The sequence below is a fragment of the Collinsella sp. CLA-ER-H4 genome (genome assembly GCF_040092395.1).
Taxonomy (GTDB): Bacteria; Actinomycetota; Coriobacteriia; order Coriobacteriales; family Coriobacteriaceae; genus Collinsella.
This window is the reverse complement of sequence record NZ_JBBNLQ010000009.1, coordinates 1-22,892: the sequence shown is the minus strand read 5'-3', so window position 1 is coordinate 22,892 and position 22,892 is coordinate 1. Positions and strand designations below refer to the sequence as shown.

At 58.9% G+C, this 22,892-nt stretch carries 15 protein-coding genes and 2 tRNA genes; 14 read left to right on the top strand and 3 right to left on the bottom strand.

Features of this window, described 5'->3' with window-relative positions:
• Nucleotides 1-16: 16 nt before the first annotated feature.
• Together AAAX34_RS06860 and AAAX34_RS06855 are read left to right on the top strand one after the other, a co-directional pair.
• The gene (locus AAAX34_RS06860) at nucleotides 17-982 is read left to right on the top strand and encodes a D-alanine--D-alanine ligase (protein ID WP_349110559.1); all 966 of its coding nucleotides are present in this window, start codon (nucleotides 17-19) and stop codon (nucleotides 980-982) included.
• A complete protein-coding gene (locus AAAX34_RS06855) occupies nucleotides 976-3,870 on the top strand; it encodes a helicase C-terminal domain-containing protein (protein WP_349110558.1) in 2,895 nt (964 codons plus the stop codon). Before AAAX34_RS06860 ends, AAAX34_RS06855 begins: the two co-directional genes overlap by 7 nt.
• On the opposite strand, the gene AAAX34_RS06850 is transcribed toward AAAX34_RS06855, so the two are convergent.
• Together AAAX34_RS06850 and AAAX34_RS06845 are read right to left on the bottom strand one after the other, a co-directional pair.
• Entirely contained in the window at nucleotides 3,867-4,784 is a 918-nt protein-coding gene (locus AAAX34_RS06850) for a WYL domain-containing protein (RefSeq protein ID WP_161155904.1), read from the bottom strand. The two genes, AAAX34_RS06855 and AAAX34_RS06850, sit on opposite strands and share 4 nt — an antisense overlap.
• Nucleotides 4,771-5,793, bottom strand: a complete 1,023-nt coding sequence (locus AAAX34_RS06845; protein WP_161155902.1) for a WYL domain-containing protein — start codon at nucleotides 5,791-5,793, stop codon at nucleotides 4,771-4,773. The genes AAAX34_RS06850 and AAAX34_RS06845 overlap by 14 nt, the downstream gene beginning before the upstream one ends.
• 198 nt (nucleotides 5,794-5,991) lie before the next feature.
• Between AAAX34_RS06845 and AAAX34_RS06840 the strand changes: the two genes are divergently transcribed.
• Nucleotides 5,992-9,183 (top strand): hypothetical protein, encoded by a 3,192-nt coding sequence (locus tag AAAX34_RS06840; protein ID WP_349110557.1) that lies wholly within the window; start codon nucleotides 5,992-5,994, stop codon nucleotides 9,181-9,183.
• A gap of 21 nt (nucleotides 9,184-9,204) precedes the next feature.
• Complete coding sequence (locus AAAX34_RS06835) at nucleotides 9,205-9,423, top strand: hypothetical protein (protein ID WP_022094153.1); 219 nt, start codon at nucleotides 9,205-9,207, stop codon at nucleotides 9,421-9,423.
• A 66-nt stretch (nucleotides 9,424-9,489) separates the two neighbouring features.
• On the opposite strand, the gene AAAX34_RS06830 is transcribed toward AAAX34_RS06835, so the two are convergent.
• Complete coding sequence (locus tag AAAX34_RS06830; RefSeq protein WP_349110556.1) at nucleotides 9,490-12,921, bottom strand: SpaA isopeptide-forming pilin-related protein; 3,432 nt, start codon at nucleotides 12,919-12,921, stop codon at nucleotides 9,490-9,492.
• Nucleotides 12,922-13,218: 297 nt separating this feature from the next.
• On the opposite strand from AAAX34_RS06830, the gene AAAX34_RS06825 reads away from it, so the two are divergent.
• From AAAX34_RS06825 to AAAX34_RS06780, 10 genes are all read left to right on the top strand, one after another.
• Nucleotides 13,219-13,293: transfer RNA gene (locus AAAX34_RS06825), tRNA-Gly, on the top strand.
• A gap of 424 nt (nucleotides 13,294-13,717) precedes the next feature.
• Complete coding sequence (gene purB / locus AAAX34_RS06820; protein WP_022093797.1) at nucleotides 13,718-15,064, top strand: adenylosuccinate lyase; 1,347 nt, start codon at nucleotides 13,718-13,720, stop codon at nucleotides 15,062-15,064.
• 128 nt (nucleotides 15,065-15,192) lie between these two features.
• Entirely contained in the window at nucleotides 15,193-15,456 is a 264-nt protein-coding gene (locus AAAX34_RS06815; protein WP_022093796.1) for a TIGR03905 family TSCPD domain-containing protein, read from the top strand.
• Nucleotides 15,456-16,667: a hypothetical protein gene (locus AAAX34_RS06810; RefSeq protein ID WP_349110555.1), complete on the top strand. Its 1,212-nt coding sequence runs from the start codon at nucleotides 15,456-15,458 to the stop codon at nucleotides 16,665-16,667. Before AAAX34_RS06815 ends, AAAX34_RS06810 begins: the two co-directional genes overlap by 1 nt.
• 153 nt (nucleotides 16,668-16,820) lie before the next feature.
• Nucleotides 16,821-17,543 carry a response regulator transcription factor gene (locus AAAX34_RS06805; RefSeq protein WP_270226722.1) on the top strand — a complete coding sequence of 241 codons (723 nt, stop codon included), beginning with the start codon at nucleotides 16,821-16,823 and terminating at the stop codon, nucleotides 17,541-17,543.
• A gap of 11 nt (nucleotides 17,544-17,554) precedes the next feature.
• On the top strand, nucleotides 17,555-19,120 hold the full coding sequence (locus AAAX34_RS06800; protein ID WP_035136482.1) for an ATP-binding protein: 1,566 nt from the start codon (nucleotides 17,555-17,557) through the stop codon (nucleotides 19,118-19,120).
• A 118-nt stretch (nucleotides 19,121-19,238) separates the two neighbouring features.
• Nucleotides 19,239-20,117 carry a phosphoribosylaminoimidazolesuccinocarboxamide synthase gene (locus tag AAAX34_RS06795; RefSeq protein ID WP_035136481.1) on the top strand — a complete coding sequence of 293 codons (879 nt, stop codon included), beginning with the start codon at nucleotides 19,239-19,241 and terminating at the stop codon, nucleotides 20,115-20,117.
• A complete protein-coding gene (locus AAAX34_RS06790; protein ID WP_022093792.1) occupies nucleotides 20,118-20,693 on the top strand; it encodes a hypothetical protein in 576 nt (191 codons plus the stop codon).
• Between the two features lie 89 nt (nucleotides 20,694-20,782).
• On the top strand, nucleotides 20,783-22,063 hold the full coding sequence (locus AAAX34_RS06785) for an aminopeptidase (protein ID WP_022093791.1): 1,281 nt from the start codon (nucleotides 20,783-20,785) through the stop codon (nucleotides 22,061-22,063).
• Between the two features lie 28 nt (nucleotides 22,064-22,091).
• Nucleotides 22,092-22,164 (top strand) — tRNA-Lys (locus AAAX34_RS06780).
• The last annotated feature ends 728 nt before the right edge of the window (nucleotides 22,165-22,892 follow it).

The following is a 22,892-nucleotide window of genomic DNA, read 5'->3' as shown; positions in this document are numbered from 1 at the left end:
GAGGAGGAGTCTGCCCATGCCGGGTAAAAGCCTAGAGAACATGCACGTAGCGGTCTTGGCGGGCGGTCATTCCGCTGAGCGCGAGATCTCGCTCAATTCGGGAAAGAACGTCGTGGTTGCCTTGAAGGAGGCCGGCTACACTTCGGTGGAGCTGCTCGACACGGCTGCCGATGATTTTATGGTAACCATGGCGACCGGCGGCTTTGACGTGGCGTTTATCGCCATGCACGGCGCCGGCGGCGAGGATGGCGCCATGCAAGGCGCCATGGAGACCCTGGGTATCCCCTACACGGCTTCGGGCGTGCTTGCCAGCGCCTGCGGTGCCGACAAGGAGGTCTCTAAGCTCCTGTACGCCAAGGCGGGCATTCCCATTGCCCCCGGCCTTGCGCTCGAGGTGGGCGATGAAGTCGATATCGATCATATCGTCGAGGTTTGTGGCGAGCGCTGCTTTGTGAAGCCGGCCGTCAACGGTTCCAGCTATGGCATTTCCCTGGTCCATGAGCCCTCCGAGCTGCCCGCGGCAATCGCCAAGGCGTTTGAGTACGGCGACAAAGTGCTGGTCGAGAAGTGTATCGAGGGTACCGAGATCACCGTCGGCGTATACGGCGAGGACGACGTGCGCGCTCTGCCGATTGTCGAGATTCGTAAGCCCAAGGACTGCGAGTTCTACGATCTGGACGTGAAGTATGTCGACCCTACAGACATCCATCGCATTCCGGCGCAGATTTCGCCCGAGAATTACGCTCGTGCTCAGGAGCTTGCCTGTGCCGCTCACAAGGCTCTCGGTTGCCTGGGTATCTCGCGCAGCGACTTTATCGTGAGTGAGGACGGCCCCGTCATCCTCGAGACCAATACCATTCCCGGCATGACCGATACGTCGCTGTATCCGGATGAGATCCGCCACACCGACGACATAACGTTCCCGCAGGTCTGTGACAGCCTGATCCGTATGGGCCTTCGTCGAGCGGGCATTGCATGCTAATCGAGGACGCGGTTTCGTCAGGAACGCCGCAGTTTGTCATCGACTCCTATGCCACGCTAGCCGAACGCGCCAAAACGCAGTCCTTTGGCCTTATCGAGGAAGATGTGATTGTCCTCGATACCGAGACCACAGGTCTTTCGGTGCAGGACAATGAGCTGATCGAGATCTCGGCGGCCCGTCTTTCGGGCCGCGAGATCGTCGACCGTTTCGATACCTTCGTGCATCCCAAGCAGCTGATTCCCGCCGAGATTACCGAGCTCACGAGCATTACAAATGCCGACGTGGCAGATGCCCCGTCGGCCGTTGAGGCCGTCGCCGCTCTCGCCGATTTTGTCGGTGGTTGCCCGGTGATCGCACATAACGCCACGTTCGACCGCTCGTTTATCGAGTCGGTCAAAGGCGGCGTCAACGTGAGCGATATTTGGATCGATTCGCTGGCGCTGTCGCGCATCGCGCTTCCGCGCCTGGCCTCGCACAAGCTGTCTTTTATGGCCGATCTGTTTGGCTGTGACTCGGTATCACACCGTGCCAATGCCGACGTCGACGCCCTGTGTGGCGTATGGCGCGTGTTGCTCGTGGCGCTCACCGACTTGCCCCAGGGCCTCATGGCGCGCCTAGCCGACATGCATCCGGATGTGCCTTGGTCCTATCGTCCTATCTTCTCATTCTTGGCGGGGCAGAACCCTGGTTCTATCTTCTCTCTCAGCGCCGCTCGTACTGACGTTCTCAAGGCCGATCGCGCCGACGATCGGGTGGACGCCGACGAACTGCCGGTCCTCAAGATGCCGAGTCGTGAGGAGATTGAGGCAGACTATGCGCCAGGTGGCCTGGTCAATCGCATGTACCCCACCTACGAGCCGCGTGATGAGCAGATCGCGATGGCGCTCGAGGTCCGCGATGCGCTGGTCACGGGCACTCATCGTGTAATTGAGGCGGGCACGGGCGTCGGCAAATCGATGGCCTATCTGGTACCTTTTGCCGAGGCAGCGCGCCGTAACAACATCACGGTTGGTATTGCGACCAAATCGAACAATCTTGCCGACCAGCTCATGTACCATGAGCTGCCAAAACTTGCCGAGCAACTGGACGGTGGTCTGTCATTTTGCGCTCTCAAGGGGTATGACCACTATCCGTGCCTGCGCAAGCTTGAGCGCATGAGCCGCGGCCAGGTCGAGATTACCACCAAGCGCGATCCGGCGGACACGCTCACGGCGGTCGCGGTCATTATGGCGTACGTCTGCCAATCAGCCGATGGCGACCTCGACTCGCTTGGCATTCGGTGGCGCAGCGTCAACCGCCCCGACTTTACGACGGCCTCGCGCGAGTGTGCTCGTCGCCTCTGCCCGTTTTTCCCTGATAAATGTTTGGTCCACGGTGCTCGCCGTCGTGCGGCGCATGCCGATGTGGTGGTCACCAACCATTCCCTGCTGTTCCGCAATGTCGCGGCCGAGGGCAGGATTTTGCCTCCGATTCGTCATTGGGTAATCGACGAGGCCCATTCCATCGAGCGCGAGGCACGCCGTCAGTGGGCGCGCGTGGTGTCGGCGGACGAATCACGCGTTCTGTTTGAGCGCCTGGGTGGCTCGAGCACCGGCGCGCTAAGCCAGGTTTCCCGTGATTTGGCAACCTCCGAGGGCTCTACGCTCTATCTGGGCCTTACTGCCAAGGCGACGTCGACGGTTGCGCGCGCGAGCATGGCAATCGCCGACGTGTTCGATGGCGTTCGCGAGCTCGGCCGCCGTGCCCGTGGGGGTTATGACAATGCCAATCTATGGATTGGCCCCGAGCTGCGCGAATCTGACGACTGGCATGATTTCTTACCGTCGGCCTACACTGCCATCGACGCATTGGAACAAGCTGACAAGAGCGTCGACGCGCTGGTGCAAGCCGTCGCCGCCGACAAGCCCGAGGTTGTTGTTGATCTGGGTGATATCTCGCGCCGCCTGCACGAGCTGGCCGAGAACCTCAAACTCATCATTGATGGCGCCGATGAACACTACGTGTATTCGCTGCAGGTCAATCGCAGGTTGCGTGCCGGCGGAGAGTCGATGACCGCAGAGCGCATCGACATTGGTGAGGCCTTGGCAACCGAGTGGCTGCCCGAGGTTCACACGGCTATCTTTGCCTCGGCGACCATGACGGTGTCCAAAAGCTTTGAACACTTTAACCACGCGGTCGGCCTCGATCGCATCGGTGCTTCGACATCCTCATCGCTGCACTTGGATTCGAGCTACGACTTCGATTCGAACATGGCCGTAGTCGTTGCGGGCGATATCCCCGATCCGCGCGATCGTGAGAGCTATCTTACGGCGCTCGAGCGCGTGCTGGTCGACGCCCATCTTGCCATGGGCGGATCGGTGCTCACGCTGTTCACCAATCGGCGCGACATGGAAGACCTGTACGCCCGCGTTGAGCCCAAGATGGCCCGTGCGGGTCTGGAGCTCAACTGCCAGCAGCGCAACTCATCTCCTCGTCGCCTGCGCGACCGGTTTATCAACGAGCCGACCTCGTCGCTTTTTGCTCTTAAGGCCTTTTGGGAGGGATTCGACGCCAGCGGCGAGACGCTGCGCTGCGTCATCATTCCCAAGCTGCCGTTCTCGAGTCCCACGGACCCGCTCTCGTGCGAGCGCAACCTGCGCGAAGACCGCGCTTGGGCGCGCTATTCGCTGCCCGAGGCGGTGCTCGAGGTCAAGCAGGCGGCCGGCCGCCTTATCCGCTCGTCGACCGATTGCGGCGTGCTGATTCTGGCCGACCCGCGCCTGGTGACGAAGGGCTACGGAAAGAAGTTCTTAACGTCGCTGCCTACGAGCTCCTACCAGCGCATCGAATCGGCGCAGATCGGGCACTATCTGCAACTGTGGCGTGCACGCCACGAGCGGCGGCGCTAAAGCGGACAGACGAGGGTCTTTGCCATATCGCACAGACGCTTTGACAGGGCGGGGTCATCCAAGATGCGGATGGCTCCGCCCGCTGCGATTACCTGGCTCAGTAGCCAACGCTCGGAGCCATAATGCACGGTTACCGTTGCCATGTCTGCCCCGCTGCGCTCGATTAGGGTGATGCCGGCCCAGTCCAGATGCTCCGCCATATCGAATGGCATCAAGAGCTTTGCGCTACGCTGCGTCCGAGCAAGGGAATCGTGGAGGGATGTGACGTCCGGTGCATGAGGCACGACGGAGTCTTCCGTCAAGGCGAGTCCCTCGATTTTATCCATGCGATAGGTGCGCTGCTCATCGACCGCGATGTCCCAGGCAATCAGGTATGTTTGGTCGCCGTTTGCCGTAATGCGCAAGGGGTCGACCAGACGCTCACGTGGCCGTGCATCGTCCATCGAGCGATACGAGATGCGGCAGCGAACACCGTCCTGAATGGCGCAGCTCAGCTGCTGCCAGTGCGACCCGTGGTTGACGGTGTCAAAGACGCGCTGGTTATAGCCGAGCTCTTCGGGTAGAAGGGCATGTCGAATCCGAGCTGCCGTATGCGGCTCGATCCCCAACGATTCAAGTTCATGGTTGAGCACAGCGCCCTCGGCGGCACTCAAGCGCAGCGGTAGCACACGCCCGGCGTCACCGGTGAGGACCACACGCTCGCCGCGGCATTCGCAGATGATGCGCGCGCCCGATTCTCGGTCCGCGAGCGTCGAGACGATCTCGAGAATCTCGTCGAGCGATACCCCCGTGATGTCAAAGCGACTGCAAATCTCGGTCCGTGTCATGCCGCTCTCGCCGGCGGCGTAGAGGGCCTCCATGATGTCGATGGCGCGCGAGAGTCTCTGCTCGCTGGTGAGTTTACGCACGGGCATACTCGTGCACCGTCCTTTCAATGAGGTGGTTCCACGCCTGTTTGAGCGATTTGGGGGCCACGGGCCTCATGCCGTCCATGGCGTGGGCCATGCAAAATGAGGCGCCGGCTTCAAGATCGCGCACGTCAACGGTCCAGGTCCATCCCACATCGGTGTGTACGAGCTCACCTCGCCCACGCGTGAGACCGTTGATCATATCGATCTGCGTCTGAGGGGCGAATGAGAACGTGGCTGCAACGGGCGGTCGGTCGGCAAAATCGAATTCAAAGAACAGGTAGTCGCTGAGGTTGAAGTCCGCGGGGATGACGTAGGCCTTCGAAGGACGCCAAGCGCGAACGATACGGTCGCAGCGGAATGTCCTGATGTCGTCGGTGACGTTGTCGAGGCCGCAGAAGTAAGCCACGCCCTCGCGCTCGAACATGCCGTAGACGCAGACGGTACGTTCTCTCTGCTCGCCGCGTCCGTTCTGATATAAAAATCGCAGCGCGCATCGCTCGGCAAAGGCGCTCCAAACCGCATCGACGGTGGGAGAGCGGCTGATCGGCGCCTCGTCTACCGTCGTCCTGCCGGTGAGATAGGCAATCTTGGAGCGAATATCGGCAAGCGGTGCGGCAAAAGTGGATGAGCCGGCCGCTAGTGTCTGGTCGATGGCGTTGAGCAGGATATCGGCGTCGTCTGCGGTGATGAGGCCGCCTGCCGCAAACGTGTGCTCGCGGTCGATTGTCCACGAGCTTTCCTCGGTCTCCTGCGCGCCGGTGGGGCGAACCTCCTTGATTAAGATGCCGCGTTCGAGCAGCTTGTCACGATCGCGTCGAAACTTGCGCTTATCCGAGTCGATATTGCCCGAGCCATATCCCAGGTCAGAATCCAAGACGATCTGCTCGGTCGTCAGCGGTTCGGGGGAGCTATTGAGCACAAAGAAAAGATTGAGGATGCGCTGAGCCGTTTTATCGAAACTGGGCTCCGAATTTCCCTTTTTAATTGTCTCGGTCGTGTCGCTTGCCGTCATAGAGTCCTCGCATGAGAAGGTGGTTTGCTGCCATGATTTTAGTCCGATATGGAGATTAGGCTATATCCTTGTCCGCTCGGGGCGTTAAGATGGCCCGAATTCGGTCGTTTGCGCTCGCTCGGGGTATACTTTCGACTATATACGGTTCTAATGTGCATGCATTGGGCCTATTTGTCGGATTATGGATGTGGAGCGCACATGGCGAACACCCAGAACTATATTAACCACCTGCTGCAGAACACCGGCATTACGCCGGCATGCAGCGAAGAAGAGCGCTTGGCTGCCGAAGATATCGCTCAGATCTTCCGCAACCACGGCTTTGACCCCGAGGTTCAGGAGTTCAATGCCCCGGCGCCCAGTAGGTTGGCATTTGCCGTTACCGGTATTCTTGCGTTTGCCGGCGCCCTGCTGATGGGCATCGGCGGCGGTATCGGCTTGGTCGCCACCTTGCTGGCCATTGTCGGCGCCGTTCTTTACGTGCTCGAGCGCACGGGCCACCCCGTGGTTTCGCGCCTGGGCAAGACGGGCGTGAGCCAAAATGTCATCGCCTACCACAAGGCCTCGGGCCCGCTCGCGTCCCCGCGTAACCGCCCGGTGGTCGTTGTCGCACACTACGACTCTCCCCGTGCTGAGCTGCTCGCCCGCGAGCCTTATGCTTCGTATCGTGCGCTCATCGCCAAGCTGTTGCCCGTTGCCACGGTTGCCCCCGCTGCCGTTGCCATCCTGCGTATTCTGCCGCTCCCCGGCGCGCTCAAGGTTCTGCTGTGGATTGTCGCGATCCTCGCTTCCCTCGTTGCACTCGCCAACGCGGTAAACATCATCTCTAACCGCCACATTCTTCCCTATACGTCTGGCGCGGTGTGCAACAAGTCTTCTGTCGCCGCTATGCTCGGCGTTATGGACAACGTTGCTCCCTTCCAGGGCGAAAACGAGTTTCCCGACGATGTTCCGTTCGATACCTATTTTGGGGAGCAGAAGCGTCGTGCCGAGGAAATGGCGCGCGCAGCGGCGGAATATGCCGCGGCCCAGCAGCAAAACGACTACGGCAACACCATCGAGTATGAAGAGCCTACCTACGCCGAGGACGAATTCGGTCAGCCGATTGCTCCCGACGCTCAGACCGAGCCCGAACAGGGTGAGGCTTTCGACGAGCAAATCGAGGGCTTTGAGGGTGCGTCTGCCGACGAGACGCTGATCGGCGCTATCGTGCCTGAGGATCAGAATCAGGCTGCCCAAGCCGAAGAGTTCAATGACGAGGTTCCCGCTGCCGAGCCGGCGGAGGAGTCTGCCGAGCCCGAGCCCAAGCTCTATCGCAACGCCGCCGGCAACATCCGCTTTGGTTCGGATGCCATCCGTGCGCTCGGAATGCTTCCCGAGTCCTGCACGCTCGATTACGAGGAGGGCGAGGAGCCAACGTTTGAGCCCGGGCCTGCCCCCGTCGTGGCTGCGCCTGCGCCCGTTGTCGCTGCGGATGATGAGTCTGCCGCGGTTACCGCTGCCGTTGCCGATCCCGAGGCGGTGTCCGCGTTCGATCCCGCGGCAGGACTGGACATTTTGGCTCCCGCCGCACCGGCGCAAGACGTTGCGGACGAGTCTGACGACGATTACGTTGAACAACCGAGGCGCGTGTCTTACGAGAGCGATACTGATTTCTCGGCCGAGATTCCCGCGGCAACGCCGCATGCCGACATTGCATCCGCGTTCTCGTCGATTGGCGCCAGCGCTTCCAACTTCTTTAAGGGTGCGTTTGCAAAGGGCAAGAAATTTGTCGACGATTTCGAGGAGAAGCGCGCTGCCGCACGCGAGGCTGCCGAGCAGGAGGCTATCGCTCCGCAGCAGGCAGCCGAGGCGGCACGTGAGCTCGCGGCGCAAGAGTTCGAGCAGAACGAGGCTATGCAGTCCGCGCCCGTCGAAGCCGCCGAAGCTACAACGTCCTTTGAGTCCCAGCAACCGGCGTCCGCGGATGTTGTTGAGGCGACGACGTCTTTCGAGGCTCAGCAGCACGTCGATAGCACCATGTCGTTTGATGCCGCGCAGTTCGATTCCACGATAACGTTTGAAAAACAGGGCACCGCGATTGCCGAGCCCCTTCCTGTTTCCGATGAGCAGGGCGACGCGGCAGACGATGACGAGCCTGTTGATGCTGCCGAAATCCAAGATGCCGCCGAGGACGAGCCCGTCGAGGCCAACTCTGACGAAGAGCAATACGCGGCAGCCGAGCAAGATGATTCGACCGAGGTCGAGCAGGAGGAAGTGCCTGCGGTTTCCGAGACTCCCGAGACGGATGAGTCGAGGCCTTATTCCACGCAGATTTTCACCATGCCGACCCCGAGTGGTTCCGGTGCCACGGTTGCCAATGTCGCTCCCACCCAGGACGAAACGGTCGATTCCCTTATGGCCCAGATTTCCTCCCAGGCATCGCCGCGCCCGCAGATGAATGTTCCCGATCCGGCGTCGGCACCGTCGCCTGCACCTTCCTCGTCTCCGCTGGCTTCGGTCCCCGATCCGTCGCTGCCGTCTATGAAGCAGGCAAACGTTGCGTCTCGCACGTCGCTGTTCGACCTTCCCGACCCCTCCGCACAGGTCAACGATCCCTTTGCTACTGCCCAGGGCCCCGAACCCACATCGGCACCCGTTGCGCCTCCTATGCCCGTTGCGTCGGGCGCACAGCCGATCGAGACCATTTCGGCTCCCGCCCCGGCGGCACCCAAGTCTCGTAAGCGCGGCCTGGGTGGTCTGTTCGGCCGTAAAAAGAAAAACGAGCAGGACAGCATGAGTGACTGGCTGGGCGTCGAAGACGATTACGATGCCAAGAAGTCCGGTCGCGGTATCGGTTCGTGGGATAACTTCGAGGACGATAACGATGGCTGGAAGGGTGGCGCTACGTCTTCCGATGGCGCTTCTTCCGAAGATATGCTCTCGGCTGTCGCCTCTATGGGCGATGATGAGCTGCTCGGTCACGATATCTGGTTTGTGGCAACGGGCGCCTCGGATTGTGATGGCGCTGGCATGAAGGCCTTCTTGGCTTCGCATCGCGATAAGCTCCGCGGCGTATTCTTTATCAATCTTGAATCCGTCGGCGCCGGTAGGCTTTCGGTGGTGACGGTCGAGGGCGAACAACAGCTGCTCAAGGGCGATCGCCGCATCATGAACCTGGTCAGCAAGGTCTGCAAGTCGTTCCATGTCGATTGTGGCGCGCTCGAGATGCCCTATGCCAAGACCGATGCCTATGCCGCGCTCGAGGCGAGCCGCCGAGCCCTTACCATCGCCGGCGTGGACGGCACACGTCTGGCTTGCGCTCGTACCGAGGATGACCTGCCCCACAATGTCAACCCGACGAACATCGCTACGGTATCCGAGGTCGTGACCGAGGTTATCCGCCGTTCGTAGACGGAGCTCTAAGGAGTCAACGTGTTTTCGTATATTAAGCGCCATTGGCCTGTCTACGTGATTTTGACCTTGATTGCCATTGCGTTAGGATTTGGGGCTGCCTACATCGTGGGTGCAAAGGGCTCGACCCCCGCCTCCGCAATCAGCGAAGAGGTGGAGCAAGAACAGAGTACGGGTGCCGATGGGATTCCTGAGTCCGAGCAGGCAATCGTTGATGGTGGATCTTCGTCTGCAGAGTAGATACGGCGATTTACATGATTGAAAGCGGGCGAGCCAGGGGACTGGCTCGCCCGCTTTTTCATCGCGCTAGCGCTTCTTTGGGATCGACCTAAGGCGAGCGAACCATAGGGCTGCGGCACCCGAGGTCAGGAGCGCGGTGATGCAAGCGGCGATGGGAACTGATCCTGTTGCCGGTAGGTCCTGCGGTAGGGTACAGCGTTGAATGACGCTGTCCTCGTCATGTGACTCAAGTTTATCGCCGCCACCGTTGCGGCAAAGATCGACGCGCGCGCTGTTGGTGAGTGCGGTTTGGGGCGTATAAGCCGACGTTGCCTGCATGTGTACGACTGCGCCCCGAGCGTCTGTGCCAAGGATTGCTTTGGCATCGTCAAGGTCGTCGTGCTCATCTTTGAGATCATCGCGGGTCCAAGAATCCGCATCGCTTCGAGTCGTAAAGTCGGCGGCTACCGCACCGTATTCAATTCGAATGCCTGTTACGACGGTATTGGATGCAAGGTCGAGCTCTTCCGCCTCGAGTGTGGTGGATTCCGTGGTCGAGACATCCGCCTTCCAGAGGCGCCAGCCGTCGTAATCGACGAGGCGGCAGTCCTCACCAAGGCTCTCTTTTACTTCGTCGGACTCAAGCCAAGGATTTTCGTGTCCATCGTCAAGTGTCGCGTTCGCCGGCTCATCGACGTCTGTCGAGTCCAACGGCGTCGTGCGATACCACACGTTGCACAGACCGTTGAGGTCGCCGATGGCGACGGGGGTTTCGATTGAGATGAATCTCGCCGTGCCGTCTTTGGCGCACTCAAGATCATCGGTAATCGTAAACTCATCAACCCAAGTAGCGGAATCGTTTCGAGCGTCGATGGTATAGGAGAAAAGTCCATCCGTATTAGTTTGCGTCGCGGCGCGATTTTTACCATCGCCGTTAGCCAACAGGCCCTTTTCGATAGGTTGGACAAGTTCCTGACGCTTGTCGACCTGTCCCTTTATCTCGATGGGCGCATCCTTCATCGCGACGGATTGGACTTCTCCCGTATCCTTTATTTCAAACGTTATTTCCTCGGCAAGGTCATAGGTCCGCGGAGACATCATTTCGCGCAACGAGTAGGTGCCGGGTGCAAGATGTTCGACGCGGTGTGGCTTGTCGGATGAGGTCCAGGAGTCTATTTCGGTTTTATCGGGACCATATAAGGTGAGTTGTGCGCCTTCCACTTCCTGCTCACCGCTTGCATCGACCTTGGAGATATCAACCTTGGTGTAATCGTCGGATACGTTAAGCCGTGCTTCTACAACGGGTGTTTTCTGGTCGGCATAAGTAAGGTCGACAATATGGGTTGTCCGATCGAGCAAGAAGCCTGCCGGCGCTTGAGTCTCGACAACCTCGTAGCGTGCGGTGCCAAGTCCCAGCGGGAGGTTGTCCGCGCGTGCTTCTCCAGTTTCATCCGTCGTGATGGTAGCGACAGTCTCACCGTCGAGCGCGGCAATGCTACCGTCGGGGCGCACGATATCACTCGAGGCACGGATCTCAAAGACGGCGCCCGCGAGGCTGCTGCCGTCTATGGCATCGGTTTTAACGATCCTGATGTTTCCGGTCGCGGCGTGGTCATAATACGAGGCGATTGCAACGGGCGTTAGGTTCATGTCGGCGGGTATGTTTACCTCGATCTCCTCGCCGACAAGATAGGGCTCTTTGGCCGAGGTTTCGCGTACATAATAGGTGCCCGGCACGAGCGATTCGGGCAGTGTGACGGTCCCGGTCGCGTCAGTCGTAAAGGTGTCCATTACGTTATGTGTTGGATACCAGCAAGTTTGTGAGACAGATTCGTGATTGCTGTCGAGTAGTTGGAAGGTGAATCCGGCTAGTGGAACAGAAGCGCCTGTTTGGGCATCGCGTTTTACAATCTGGAGATGCGTCGACAGAGCGTGGTTGTCCACGATATATTGAAGCTCGGCGCCGTTGGAAATCTGATTGGCCCCGACGGTCCATTCCCCTGCACGTTTAAAACCCTCGGGGACGGTTTCCGGAACCTCGCGAACCGTGTAGCCGGCACGGTCGTATGGGACGGCTCCGTGGACACCGGCGGGTCGCTTGCCTGCGCCGAACCATGCTTCGGGCTGATCTTTGGTGGAGGCAAAGCCATAGACGTTTGTGGTCAGTGTGCCAACAACCTGCTGAGAGCTGTTGCTGACAACCTCAAAGACAACACCTTCCGCCGGCTGCTCCAGGCCGGATTGGTCGCTATTGCCGTAATCCTTGAATTTGGAAATCTCAAGGTTAAACGCAATGGGGATATCGGAAACGCGAGATTCGATCTCGACCACGCCTGAATCGCCGAGCTGGTCGGCTCCAACGGTATAGGTCCAGCTGTCGTTGGATGGCAGGTAGCCCTCGGGGGCTTTTGATTCGTAGATGGTAAAGGTTCCTAAGGGGACATCGGCGAGGGTGGCCCGACCGCTTTCGTCGGTCGTGAGGATTTGTGCCCATCCAGGGGTTGATTGCGACACACACGTGAACTCTGCTCCTGCGAGTGAAGATCCCACCTGGGGGCCGGCATTCGTCGCGGCATCGAGTTTTACGATACGCAGATTGATGGTGCCGGGCTGTTCATCAATGGCGACCCGCCCGCCGTCATTCCCCGTGGTAAAGGCAATACGATCGTGGCGGGGGACATAGCCGGCCGGCGCCTTCGTTTCAACTAGGTAGTATGCCGTGTTGGGCAGAAGTGTTGCTTGCGCTCGACCGTTGCTGTCCATCTTGATGGTGCCGACACGCGCGCCGCTGGCGCTCTCAAAAATATCGAATGTTGCCCCGGTAAACTGATAGGTATTGTTTCCGCTGGTAATAACGGTGTTAGCAGACTGCTTTTGGAAGGAAACAGAGACCGCCGGCAGTACATAGAGCATGTCTTGACGTTTGCTGCCGCCCGATACGGCCCCTAGATAGCGTCGCGCGCGGTGCGGAGCGGCTTCGATGCTTCCTGATTTTGCGCTGTCGTGGAGCCACCGCGCAGCCGCCATGACTTCATTGTCGGCGGTAAAGTGTCCGCTCTTGGTTTTACCCTGAGCGGTCGTGTAGGAGTAGGTGCCGTCGACATGGGTAGTGCCGTTGAGCATCCATACGGCAAGCTGGGTGGCGGCGCGGGCGCGATCGGGTGAAAGATGGTAACCGCCAAACGACGTGGTGGTGGGATATCCGTGACAAACGATTGCCGCGAACTCGTCGTCGAGCCACACCCAGCCTTGATCAAAGTTGAGCCATGGGCCGCCCGGTTTGGTGGGGCCGGGGCGCTCCTGGTTCATGCAGTAGGCAATCGAGGTGTCTTGAGCTTCATACTTGCCGATGAAGAAGGGCCCACAATCATCGCTAATAGTGCGGAAGCCGAGCTGGTCGTAGCCATCGACGGCAAATGCGGCTCCCGGTGCCAGGCAGCCGAAAAGCAGGAAGAGGAGCAGGAGCAGCGGACCTGTTGCGATTGCGCTGTGGACAGAGTGCGTGGGTGCGTTGGACATGGCTGCTCCTTATCCCTCGTGCGCCGCACGGGGAGGCTGCGACGCGTAGGATGAGGCTACCCCCGAGGTTCATGCGGGTAAGTACCGGAGCCTGACTAAAAGCTTGCCCAATTCCTGACAAATTGAGCTCAAATACAACAATCAAGCAAAAGCGCAGGTAGAAGATAAGGAGAACAGGAGGTCAAAGGTCCTCATCTCCACAATTGACGCGATTTTCAAACGAATCTCCACAGCTAAAACAAGCATCACCACCCTTGTATCGAACAAGACAACCGCGTTATACTAGCCAACACACAAGCGGGCATCGCCAAGTGGTAAGGCATCAGCTTCCCAAGCTGACACTCGCGGGTTCGAGTCCCGTTGCCCGCTCCATTCGAATTTCAGGCACGGTAACGTTTCGTTACCGTGCCTTTTTCAATAAAGTGCCGGGACTCGAACCCGACAGGGTGCGAGCGTTAAATAAACGCGAAGCGTTTATAGCGAGCAGGCAAGGTCGCCGATAGGCGACCGCAGCCGGTGCGTATTTGCGAAGCAAATACGCAGACGTCCCGTTGCCCGCTCCATGGAGCAAGGAAGATTTCGGGAATGGTAGATTCAGCCCGCTTTGCTCCCACACTTCCCCGGATCTCGGTATGCCACTGAAGCCGGTGCGGATTTGCGAAGCAAATGCGCAGATGTCCCGTTGCTCGCTCCAATTCCAAAATGTTAGGTTAATGCCTGCTGCCCATACTTGCACCCGCGCACGGTACAATGGTTGGGTTACGACCAACGTGCCAATAACCAAAAAGGAGCCGCTATGATCGATCGCTATACCCGCCCGGAGATGGGACACATCTTCTCCCTCGAGAACAAGTACGCCATTTGGCAGGAAATCGAGGTTCTGGCCTGCGAGGCCCAGGCGGAGCTCGGCAAGATCGGTATTTCCAAAGACGAGGCCCAGTGGATCCGCGACCATGCCAACTTTGAGAAGGCGAAGGTCGATGAGATCGAGGAAGTCACGCGCCACGACGTCATTGCCTTCCTGACCAACATGAAGGAATACATCGATGCCGATGTTCCCGAGGGCGACCCCAAGCCCAGCCGCTGGGTTCACTATGGCATGACCAGCTCCGATCTGGGCGACACGGCCCTGTGCTACCAGCTCACCCAGGCCTGCGACCTGATCATCGAGGACGTCAAGAAGCTCGGCGAGATTTGCAAGCGTCGCGCCTTCGAGGAGCGCAACACGCTCTGCGCCGGCCGCACTCATGGCATCCATGCCGAGCCGATGACCTTTGGCATGAAGTTTGGCTCTTGGGCCTGGGAGCTCAAGCGCGATCTGGACCGTCTTGAGGATGCCCGCAAGAACGTTGCCTTTGGTGCCATCTCGGGCGCTGTCGGCACGTACAGCTCCATCGAGCCGTTTGTCGAGGAATATGTCTGCGAGCACCTGGGCCTGGTTCACGACCCGCTGTCCACGCAGGTTATTAGCCGCGATCATCACGCCTACCTCGCCGGCGTTCTCGCCACCACCGCGGCCACCTGTGAGCGCATCGCTACCGAGGTTCGCAATCTGCAGAAGACCGATACACTCGAGGCCGAGGAACCGTTCCGTAAGGGTCAAAAGGGCAGCTCCGCCATGCCGCACAAGCGCAACCCCATCACCATGGAGAAGGTCTGCGGCCTGTCGCGCGTCGTGAAGGCCAACGCGCAGGTTGCCTTCGACAACGTCGCCCTGTGGCACGAGCGTGACATTTCGCACTCCTCTGCCGAGCGCGTCGCCCAGGCCGACAGCTTCATCGCCCTCGACCACATGTTCCAGTGCCTCATTCGCGTTATCGACGGCCTGCAGCTGTACCCTGCCCGCATGATGGCCAATCTCAATAAGACCCGCGGCCTCATCTTCTCCTCCAAGGTGCTGCTCGCCCTCGTCGATACGGGCATCACCCGCGAGGACGCGTACGCCATTGTGCAGGAGAACGCCATGGCAACCTGGCACGAGGTACAGGATTGTGTCTCCGGCCCCACCTTTAAGGAGCGTCTCGAGGCCGACCCGCGCTGCACCGTCAGCCAGGAGAAGCTCGACGAGATCTTTGATCCATGGGACTTCCTCACCCGTATCGACACGGTCTTTGATCGTCTGGAGCAGCTGAGCTTCGAGTAGGTTCGGGCATAACGTTAGCTTTTTAGGGCGCTTTGCTGGTAATGTGTGTTGCCGGCAAAGCGCCTCGTTGCATTTAGGGAAAGACGGGGATAATAGTCGTCTCGAATAACATTCTGAGAGGGGATCGCATGATTTCGTTTGATTACAAGCCTCAGGGCGTGTGTGCTCGCAATATTCACCTTGACCTTTCCGATGACGGCAACAAGGTGATAGGCGTTGAGTTTACCGGTGGCTGCGACGGCAATCTCAAGGCAATCTCCAAGCTGGTCGAGGGCGCTCCTGCCGATCGCGTAATCGAGGTTCTCGCCGGTAATACCTGCGGTATGAAAAAGACCTCCTGCGCCGACCAGCTTACGCGCGCCATCGAGGCCGCTCGCGCCGAGATCGCCTAATGGGTATCGCCGATCACATCAAGAACGGAATATCGCGTCGCGGCTTTGTACTCGGTGGGGCTGCCGCGGCCGCTGCCACGGTGCTTGCCGGATGCTCGAAAAAAACGGGTACCAGCGATGATGCCGCCGGCGAGCCGCAGGTTATCAAGGACGATTCCAAAATTATCTCGATTACGGATGAGTATGAGGCTGTCGACATCGATCTTGAGCCGGCGGCGTCGTGGACGCTGCCTCTGGGTACGCTGCTGTACTACTGCGACGGCGATTACGCCGCGGCGATGATGGCGCCCGCATCGGCATTGCACGCCAACACGCTCGGTGTGCTCAACCTGGGCGATGGCTCGCTTACCACATTAATCGAGGATCCTGTCGAGGGCACGGGATATGCATTCTACGATGTCCGCGCCGGCGACGGCGTATTCGCGTGGGTTGAGATGAACTTTGCCAATTCATCGTGGAAGCTCTACGCTCAAAATCTGTCGGGCGCTTCGCTCTCTGGCGATGTGGTTGAGCTCGATCGAGGTGGCAAGGACTATGATCCGCCCCTGTTTACGGCGTTCGGGTCATCAGTCATCTGGTATAAAATGCCTTCGGCAGGCGGCAATAAAACGAGTAGTGATTCGTTTTGCTATCGTCGCTCACTTGATGAATCCAAGGCCGAGACAATTTGGAAATCGACGGGCCGCTTTGCATCGGCCCCGCGCGCGAGCGACGGCATTTTGACCATCTCGCCGCGTGTCCGCAACGACGAGGGCGTCTACTACGGCATAACGGCAATCGATCTGACCGACGGCAACAACACCAAGCGTGCCCAGCTGGTCCTTCCCTCGTCAGTCTCGCCTTTCGAGGCCGTGTATATGGGCGATACCTTCGTGTTTTCTATCGAGGCGGCCTATAGCGGCGTGGGCAGCCTGGGCAATATGGGCACGTATATCGGTAATGAGGGAGGGCCGTACCTCTTTCTGTCACGCGAGCCGCTCGCATGTGCGGCTGGCAAGAAGAATAAATACCTTGTTAAGGTACAGGCGTCGCATTTCCTGATCGACACCTCTGCCAAGACCTATGGCTCGCTGCTGTCGCCCGACCGCGCTTTGGAGTATGGCGATTATCCAGCTACGGCGGGAAAATCGGACTCATTCCTTACGTACGCCACGGTGCGCAACAGCCAGGGTATACCAGAGACGGTCACTGCACGCCTATTCTCTCTTTAAGCTTAGAGGGGTTAAAAAGGCGCCAACAGGGGAATAAACGCGTTGTAATTGTGAGTACCGCCCGCCGAGCTGCCGCGTCATAGCGGCATCCGGCGGGCTCAGGTGCGTTAAAATGGGCTTGTTCTTAGCTAATTGAGACAGGGGGGCCGTGTTATGGCTTCAGATGCAAAAAAGATTCTGCTGGTCGAGGATGAGAAGGCAATCCGTGACGCCGTCGCTGCCTATCTCGAGCGCGAAGGCTACTGTGTTGTGGGCGTCGGCGACGGCCAGTCCGCGATCGAGGAGTTCGAGAAGCATCAGTTCGACCTGGTCGTGCTCGACCTTATGCTCCCCAAGATTCCCGGCGAGCGCGTTTGCCGCACCATTCGCGATACCTCGGATGTCCCCATCATCATGCTGACGGCTAAGGGCGAGATCGAGGACCGTATTATCGGTCTTGAGCTCGGCGCCGACGACTATCTGATTAAGCCGTTCTCGCCGCGCGAGCTCGTCGCCCGCGTTCGCGCTCTGTTCCGCCGTGCCCATCAGGCCGACGAGCCCGCCGTCGAGGTACTCGACTTCGGCGATCTGGTCATCGATATCTCGGGCCACAAGATCTTGGTCGAGGGCAAGGAAGTCGATCTGACGGCTTCCGAGTTTAAGCTGCTCACCACGCTTGCCCGCCATCCCGGCCGTGTGTATAACCGCATGGAGCTGGTCGAGAAAGTGCTCGGGTATGACTTTGAGGGCTATGAGCGCACCATCGATAGCCACGTGAAGAATCTTCGCGCCAAGCTGGGCGATGATCCCAAGAAGCCCAAGTGGCTCTACACCGTCCATGGTGTCGGCTATCGCTTCGAGGCTCCGGCCAAGACCGATAAGTCGGACGAGAAATAGGGAAATCACATATGACACCTGCGCGCTTTGAAATCGGACAAAAGCACAAGCAGGAGAGCGAGGCGGGTTCCAAGGCTAGTTGGAACACGCCTCGTTCCGATTCACGGCCAACGATGAGCTATCCCTCGCGCATGGCACTTGCTTTTGCTCTGACATCGCTCATGACGGTATTGGTGCTGGTGGGCGTTGTCTCTGTTGTGTGGGGCACGGTCTTTTCGGATTACACACGCTCCAATATCGTCGAAATCGCAAACTCCGCTGCCGAGAAGTTGGCGACCTCATATGAGGAAAACGGCTCTTGGACCGCGGGAGAACTGCGCACGGTCGCAACGTCGAGTTTGGTTTCCGACGATCTGGGCATGCAGGTCGTCAATAAAAAGGGTGTGATCGTTTATGACGATTCCTGGCCCTCGGCAAGCGCCACCGCCGATGTACGCGAAAACCAGGCTACGACCGACGACACGAGCGGCAAGAGGGCATCGCATAGCCCTGTCTCGTCTGCTCCAACCGACTCCGATAGCGTTGCTAACGTCGAGATTGTAACGTCTTCCGGCGAGCATGTCGGACAGGTAAAGCTGTGGGCCATCGGCTCCGACGCTCTGCTCACCAAGGCGGACTCTGCGTTTAGGGAGAAGACCTTTAACGCCATGGCCCTCGCCGCGGTTGTTGCAATCTGCATTTCGGTCGTTATCGGATCGCTCGTGTCGCGCATGCTCACCAAACCGATTCATCGCATCACCAGTACCGCAAAGCAAATCCGTGACGGCGACCTGTCGGCTCGCACGGGGCTGCGCGGCGATGACGAGATCGATCAGCTGGGAGAGACCTTCGACGAGATGGCCACCTCACTCGAAAAGGATATGAAGCACGAAAAGCGCCTGACCTCTGATGTTGCCCACGAGCTGCGCACGCCGCTCATGGCCATGCTGGCAACGGTCGAGGCCATGCAAGACGGTGTGTATCCCACCGACGATGAGCATTTGGAGACCGTTGCTTCCGAGACGCGTCGCCTGGCTCGTCTGGTGCAGCAGATGCTCGACCTATCGCGTATGGAAAACAGCACGGCTCCGCTCAATCTAGAACCGGTGGACATGGTTCCGTTCGTGCGATCGATTGTGAACGGCCAGGAGCGTCTGTTTGCCGACCGTGACCTTCGTCTTCGCTTTGCAGATGAAACCCAAGGGCACGACGATGTCGTCGAGGCCGATCCCGACATGATCACGCAATGTGTTATCAACCTCATGAGCAACGCCATGCGCTACACCCCCGAGGGCGGTTGGGTCGTGGTGTCGGTGCTCAGTGACCGCAGGCATGTCAGCATTGCCGTTTCTGATACCGGTATCGGTATTGCCAAGGACGATCTGTCGCGCATTTTCGGGCGGTTTTGGCGCGCCGATGCCAGCCGCGCCCGCGAAGCTGGCGGCCTGGGCGTCGGCCTCGCCGTGACCAAGCAGATCGTCGAGCGTCACCATGGCTACATATCCGTGGAGTCGGAGCTTGGAAAGGGTACGACTTTTACAATTCATCTGCCCCGCGAGCACACGGCGGACGCGGCATCTACTACAATGGAGCACTAGCTTTTCGCTATTCGGTGAAGGAGGGGCCGCGTCCCTGCCGCTCCGAGTTTGCGAAAACATGCGGGAAAGAACCCGCATTTCTGTCGTATTTAGGTAAGGAGTGACTCACGTGACAACGATGGAGCGTCGTCCGGATTCCCGTGGCAAGGTTCGTGATATTTACGATGCCGGTGAAAACCTGCTGATGGTCGCCACCGACCGCATTTCTGCGTTCGACTTCATTCTTCCCGACGAGATTCCGTTTAAGGGAGAGGTGCTCAATCGCATCTCGGCATTCTGGTTCGATAAGTTTGCCGACATCGTCCCCAACCATCTCGTTTCCATCGACCCGGCGGATTTCCCCGAGGAGTTTGCTGAGTATCGTGACTACCTCGCTGGCCGCGCCATGCTGGTTAAGAAGGCCCAGACGATTCCTATCGAGTGCATCGTCCGCGGCTATCTGACCGGTTCGGGCAAGAAGACCTACGACGAGAACGGCACCGTCTGCGGCATCCAGCTGCCTGAGGGCCTGACCGAGGCTTCCAAGCTTCCCGAGCCGTTGTTCACGCCGTCCACGAAGGCCGAGATCGGTGACCACGACGAGAACATCTCGTTCGAGCGTTGCTGCGAGATCGTGGGCGAGGACATCGCCACGCAGATTCGTGACCTTTCCCTCAAGATCTACAAGGCCGCTGCCGAGTACGCCGCGACCCGTGGCATCATCATTGCCGACACCAAGTTCGAGTTTGGTGTTATTGATGGCAAGGTCACGCTGATCGACGAGTGCCTCACGCCCGACTCCAGCCGTTTCTGGCCTGCTGCCAGCTACGAGGAGGGCAAGATCCAGCCTAGCTACGACAAGCAATTCGTCCGCAATTGGCTCAAGGCCAACTGGGATATGACGGGGGAGACCCCGCACCTGCCCGCCGAGGTCATCGATGGCACGTCCGAGCGCTATCGCGAGGCCTTCCAGATCATCACTGGCTCCCAGTTCACAAGCATGAAGGAGAACGCATAAGTGAGTACCCGTAGCGCCACGAACAAGCGCACGCAATCCCACGAAGTTACTGGGGTTGCGCGCAAGTCTGCCGCATCTGCTAAGCCCGCGCGCCAAGCAGCGAGCTCCGTTCGCGTCGTGCCGGCTTCGTCTAAGGCACGCCGCAAAGAGCTCGAGAAGGGCGAGAACCTCGAGGGCCTCTCTAAAGAGGAGAAGCGCGCCCGCAAGGCTAAGCAGCGCGCCAAGGAGGACCGCATCTATACGGTGTCGAATATCCTCCTCAAGCAGGACGAGGACTACACCAAGCGCCGTCGCATCTGGTGGATTGTGCTCGCCATTGGCATGGTGCTCGTCGTGGCAATTTGGGCCTCGCTGTACTTCGCTCCCGCTGGCATGGTGTCCAGCCCTGTCCAGATGGTCGGCATCGTTTTGTCCTATGTCATCATCCTAGGTGACTTTATCTACGACTTCGCTCGTATTCGTCCCTTGCGCAACATGTACCGCGCGCAGGCCGAGGGCATGTCCGAGAACAAGCTCAACGCTCTTATCGAGCGCGCAGCTGCCGAGGAGGACAAGAAGGACTCCAAGAAGAAGTAGCGTTTGCATACATACTTATCGCTAAGATATAAGGCGCGTCGTTTTTGCGGCGCGCCTTTTTACTGTTCTATAGATAGATGGAGTGGCACATGATTCGAGCTGCCCTGACGGTCGAAGAGGCCCTGGAGGGTATGAAGTCCCTGGAGCCCAAGATTAAAAACTATGCGCGCCTGGTTGTCCGCAAGGGCGTAAACGTTAAGCCCGGCCAGGAAGTTGTCGTTCAGTCTCCGGTTGAGTGCGCGCCGTTTGCGCGCGTGGTGGTCGCGGAGGCCTATGCTGCCGGCGCCGGCCACGTGACGGTCATCTGGGCCGATGATGCCGTGACGAGGCTCACGTACGAGCATGTCGAGAAAAGCTATTTTGAGCAGACGCCCGAGTGGAAGCGCCTGCAGCTGGATTCCCTGGCCCAGGACGGTGCCTGCTTTATCTTTATCGAGGGTGCGGACCCCGCCGCCCTTAAGGGCATCGATCCCGCTAAGCCCGCTGCAGCTTCTAAGGCAAAGAACACGCAGTGCAAAGTTTTCCGCCGTGGACTGGATTACAACATCAATCCGTGGTGCATCGCCGGCGCTCCGGTCGTGGCTTGGGCGCGCGAGGTGTTCCCGGGAGACGCCGATGAGGTTGCAATCTATAAGCTGTGGAATGCGATTCTGCACACCGCTCGCGCCGATGGCCAGGACCCAGAGAGCGACTGGGAGCTCCATGACGCCGCATTCGAAAAGAACCTGCGTTTCCTGAACGACAATCGTTTCGACTGCCTGCATTACACCGCGGCAAATGGAACCGATCTGACGATTGGCATGACGAAGGGTCACGAGTGGGCCGGCGGCAAGGGCAAGACGCCCGATGGGCACCCCTTCTTCCCCAACATTCCCACCGAGGAAGTCTTCACTTCGCCCGATCGCATGCGCGCTGACGGTATCGTGTACTCGGCCATGCCGCTCATCCACCACGGCAATAAAGTCGACGATTTTTGGATTAAGTTCGAGGGCGGCCGCGTGGTGGACTACGACGCCCGCGTGGGCAAGGCAACGCTCGCAAGTATCATCGATACGGACGAGGGCGCTGCTCACCTGGGAGAGGTCGCGCTCATTTCCAAGAACACGCCGATCCGCGAAAGTGGTGTTCTGTTCTACGATACGCTCTATGACGAGAACGCTAGCTGCCATCTCGCGCTAGGTGTCGGTTTCCCCGAATGCATCGAGGGTGGGTATGACATGTCCAAGGAGGAGCTCCTGGAGCATGGCGTTAACGTCTCGAGCACGCACGTCGATTTTATGATCGGCACGGACGACATCGATATTACGGGCATTACGCCTGATGGACGTGAAGTTGTGATTTTCCAGAACGGCCAATGGAGTTGGGAATAGTCCCAGACCGTGGTACAATGCCACCCGCGGGCCGTTAGCTCAGCTGGCAGAGCAGGGGACTTTTAATCCCAAGGTCCAGGGTTCGAACCCCTGACGGCCCACCCAAAGATTGTTGAGACGGTCAACTTCGGTTGGCCGTCTTTTTTGTCGCCCTTTCATGGGTTCGAACCCGTCGGGGCGCGGAGCTGAGTAAACGCGTGAGCGTTTGCCAGCGCAGCGCGCAAGGCGCGAAAGCGCCGCAGCGGCCGCCTGCGAAGCAGGCTGAACCCCTGACGGCCCACCCAAAGATTGTTGAGACGGTCAACTTCGGTTGGCCGTCTTTTTTGTTGCCGGTGCACGGGTTCGAACCCGAACTTCTCTATATATAAGAACGCTTGGCGAACAAAACCCGCCTTTTACCGATGGGAAACAAATAGCTGATGCCTTTGGGGTAAAGTAGCGCTCCAGAGATGACCGATGTCTCAATACTCATAAAACAGCTGGTCATCGCCAATATCAGAAGCCAATGCTTCAGTTATAACCTCAGGGGCGCGACTGAGGGACATATTCATTTGTGAACAAAATATGGAGTGCCAGATTCCCGCCCACGGGGCCCCTCCGGTCTGGCAATATATCTCCTTGCCGCGCGGCCCGGTGGAACCGGGAACCAGCGCAGGCGTGCACCTTGAGAACCGGATACTGCGAGGATGGACACTCACTTCAGTGTCGCATCCGGGCAGACATCGAACCATTTGAAATGGTCTAACTTGGATTTGTTTTTCGCAAGGCCGCCGAGAGGCGGCCCCGAGAAATTCCTTTTCCTATACTAAAACCATATGAATCGAACGGA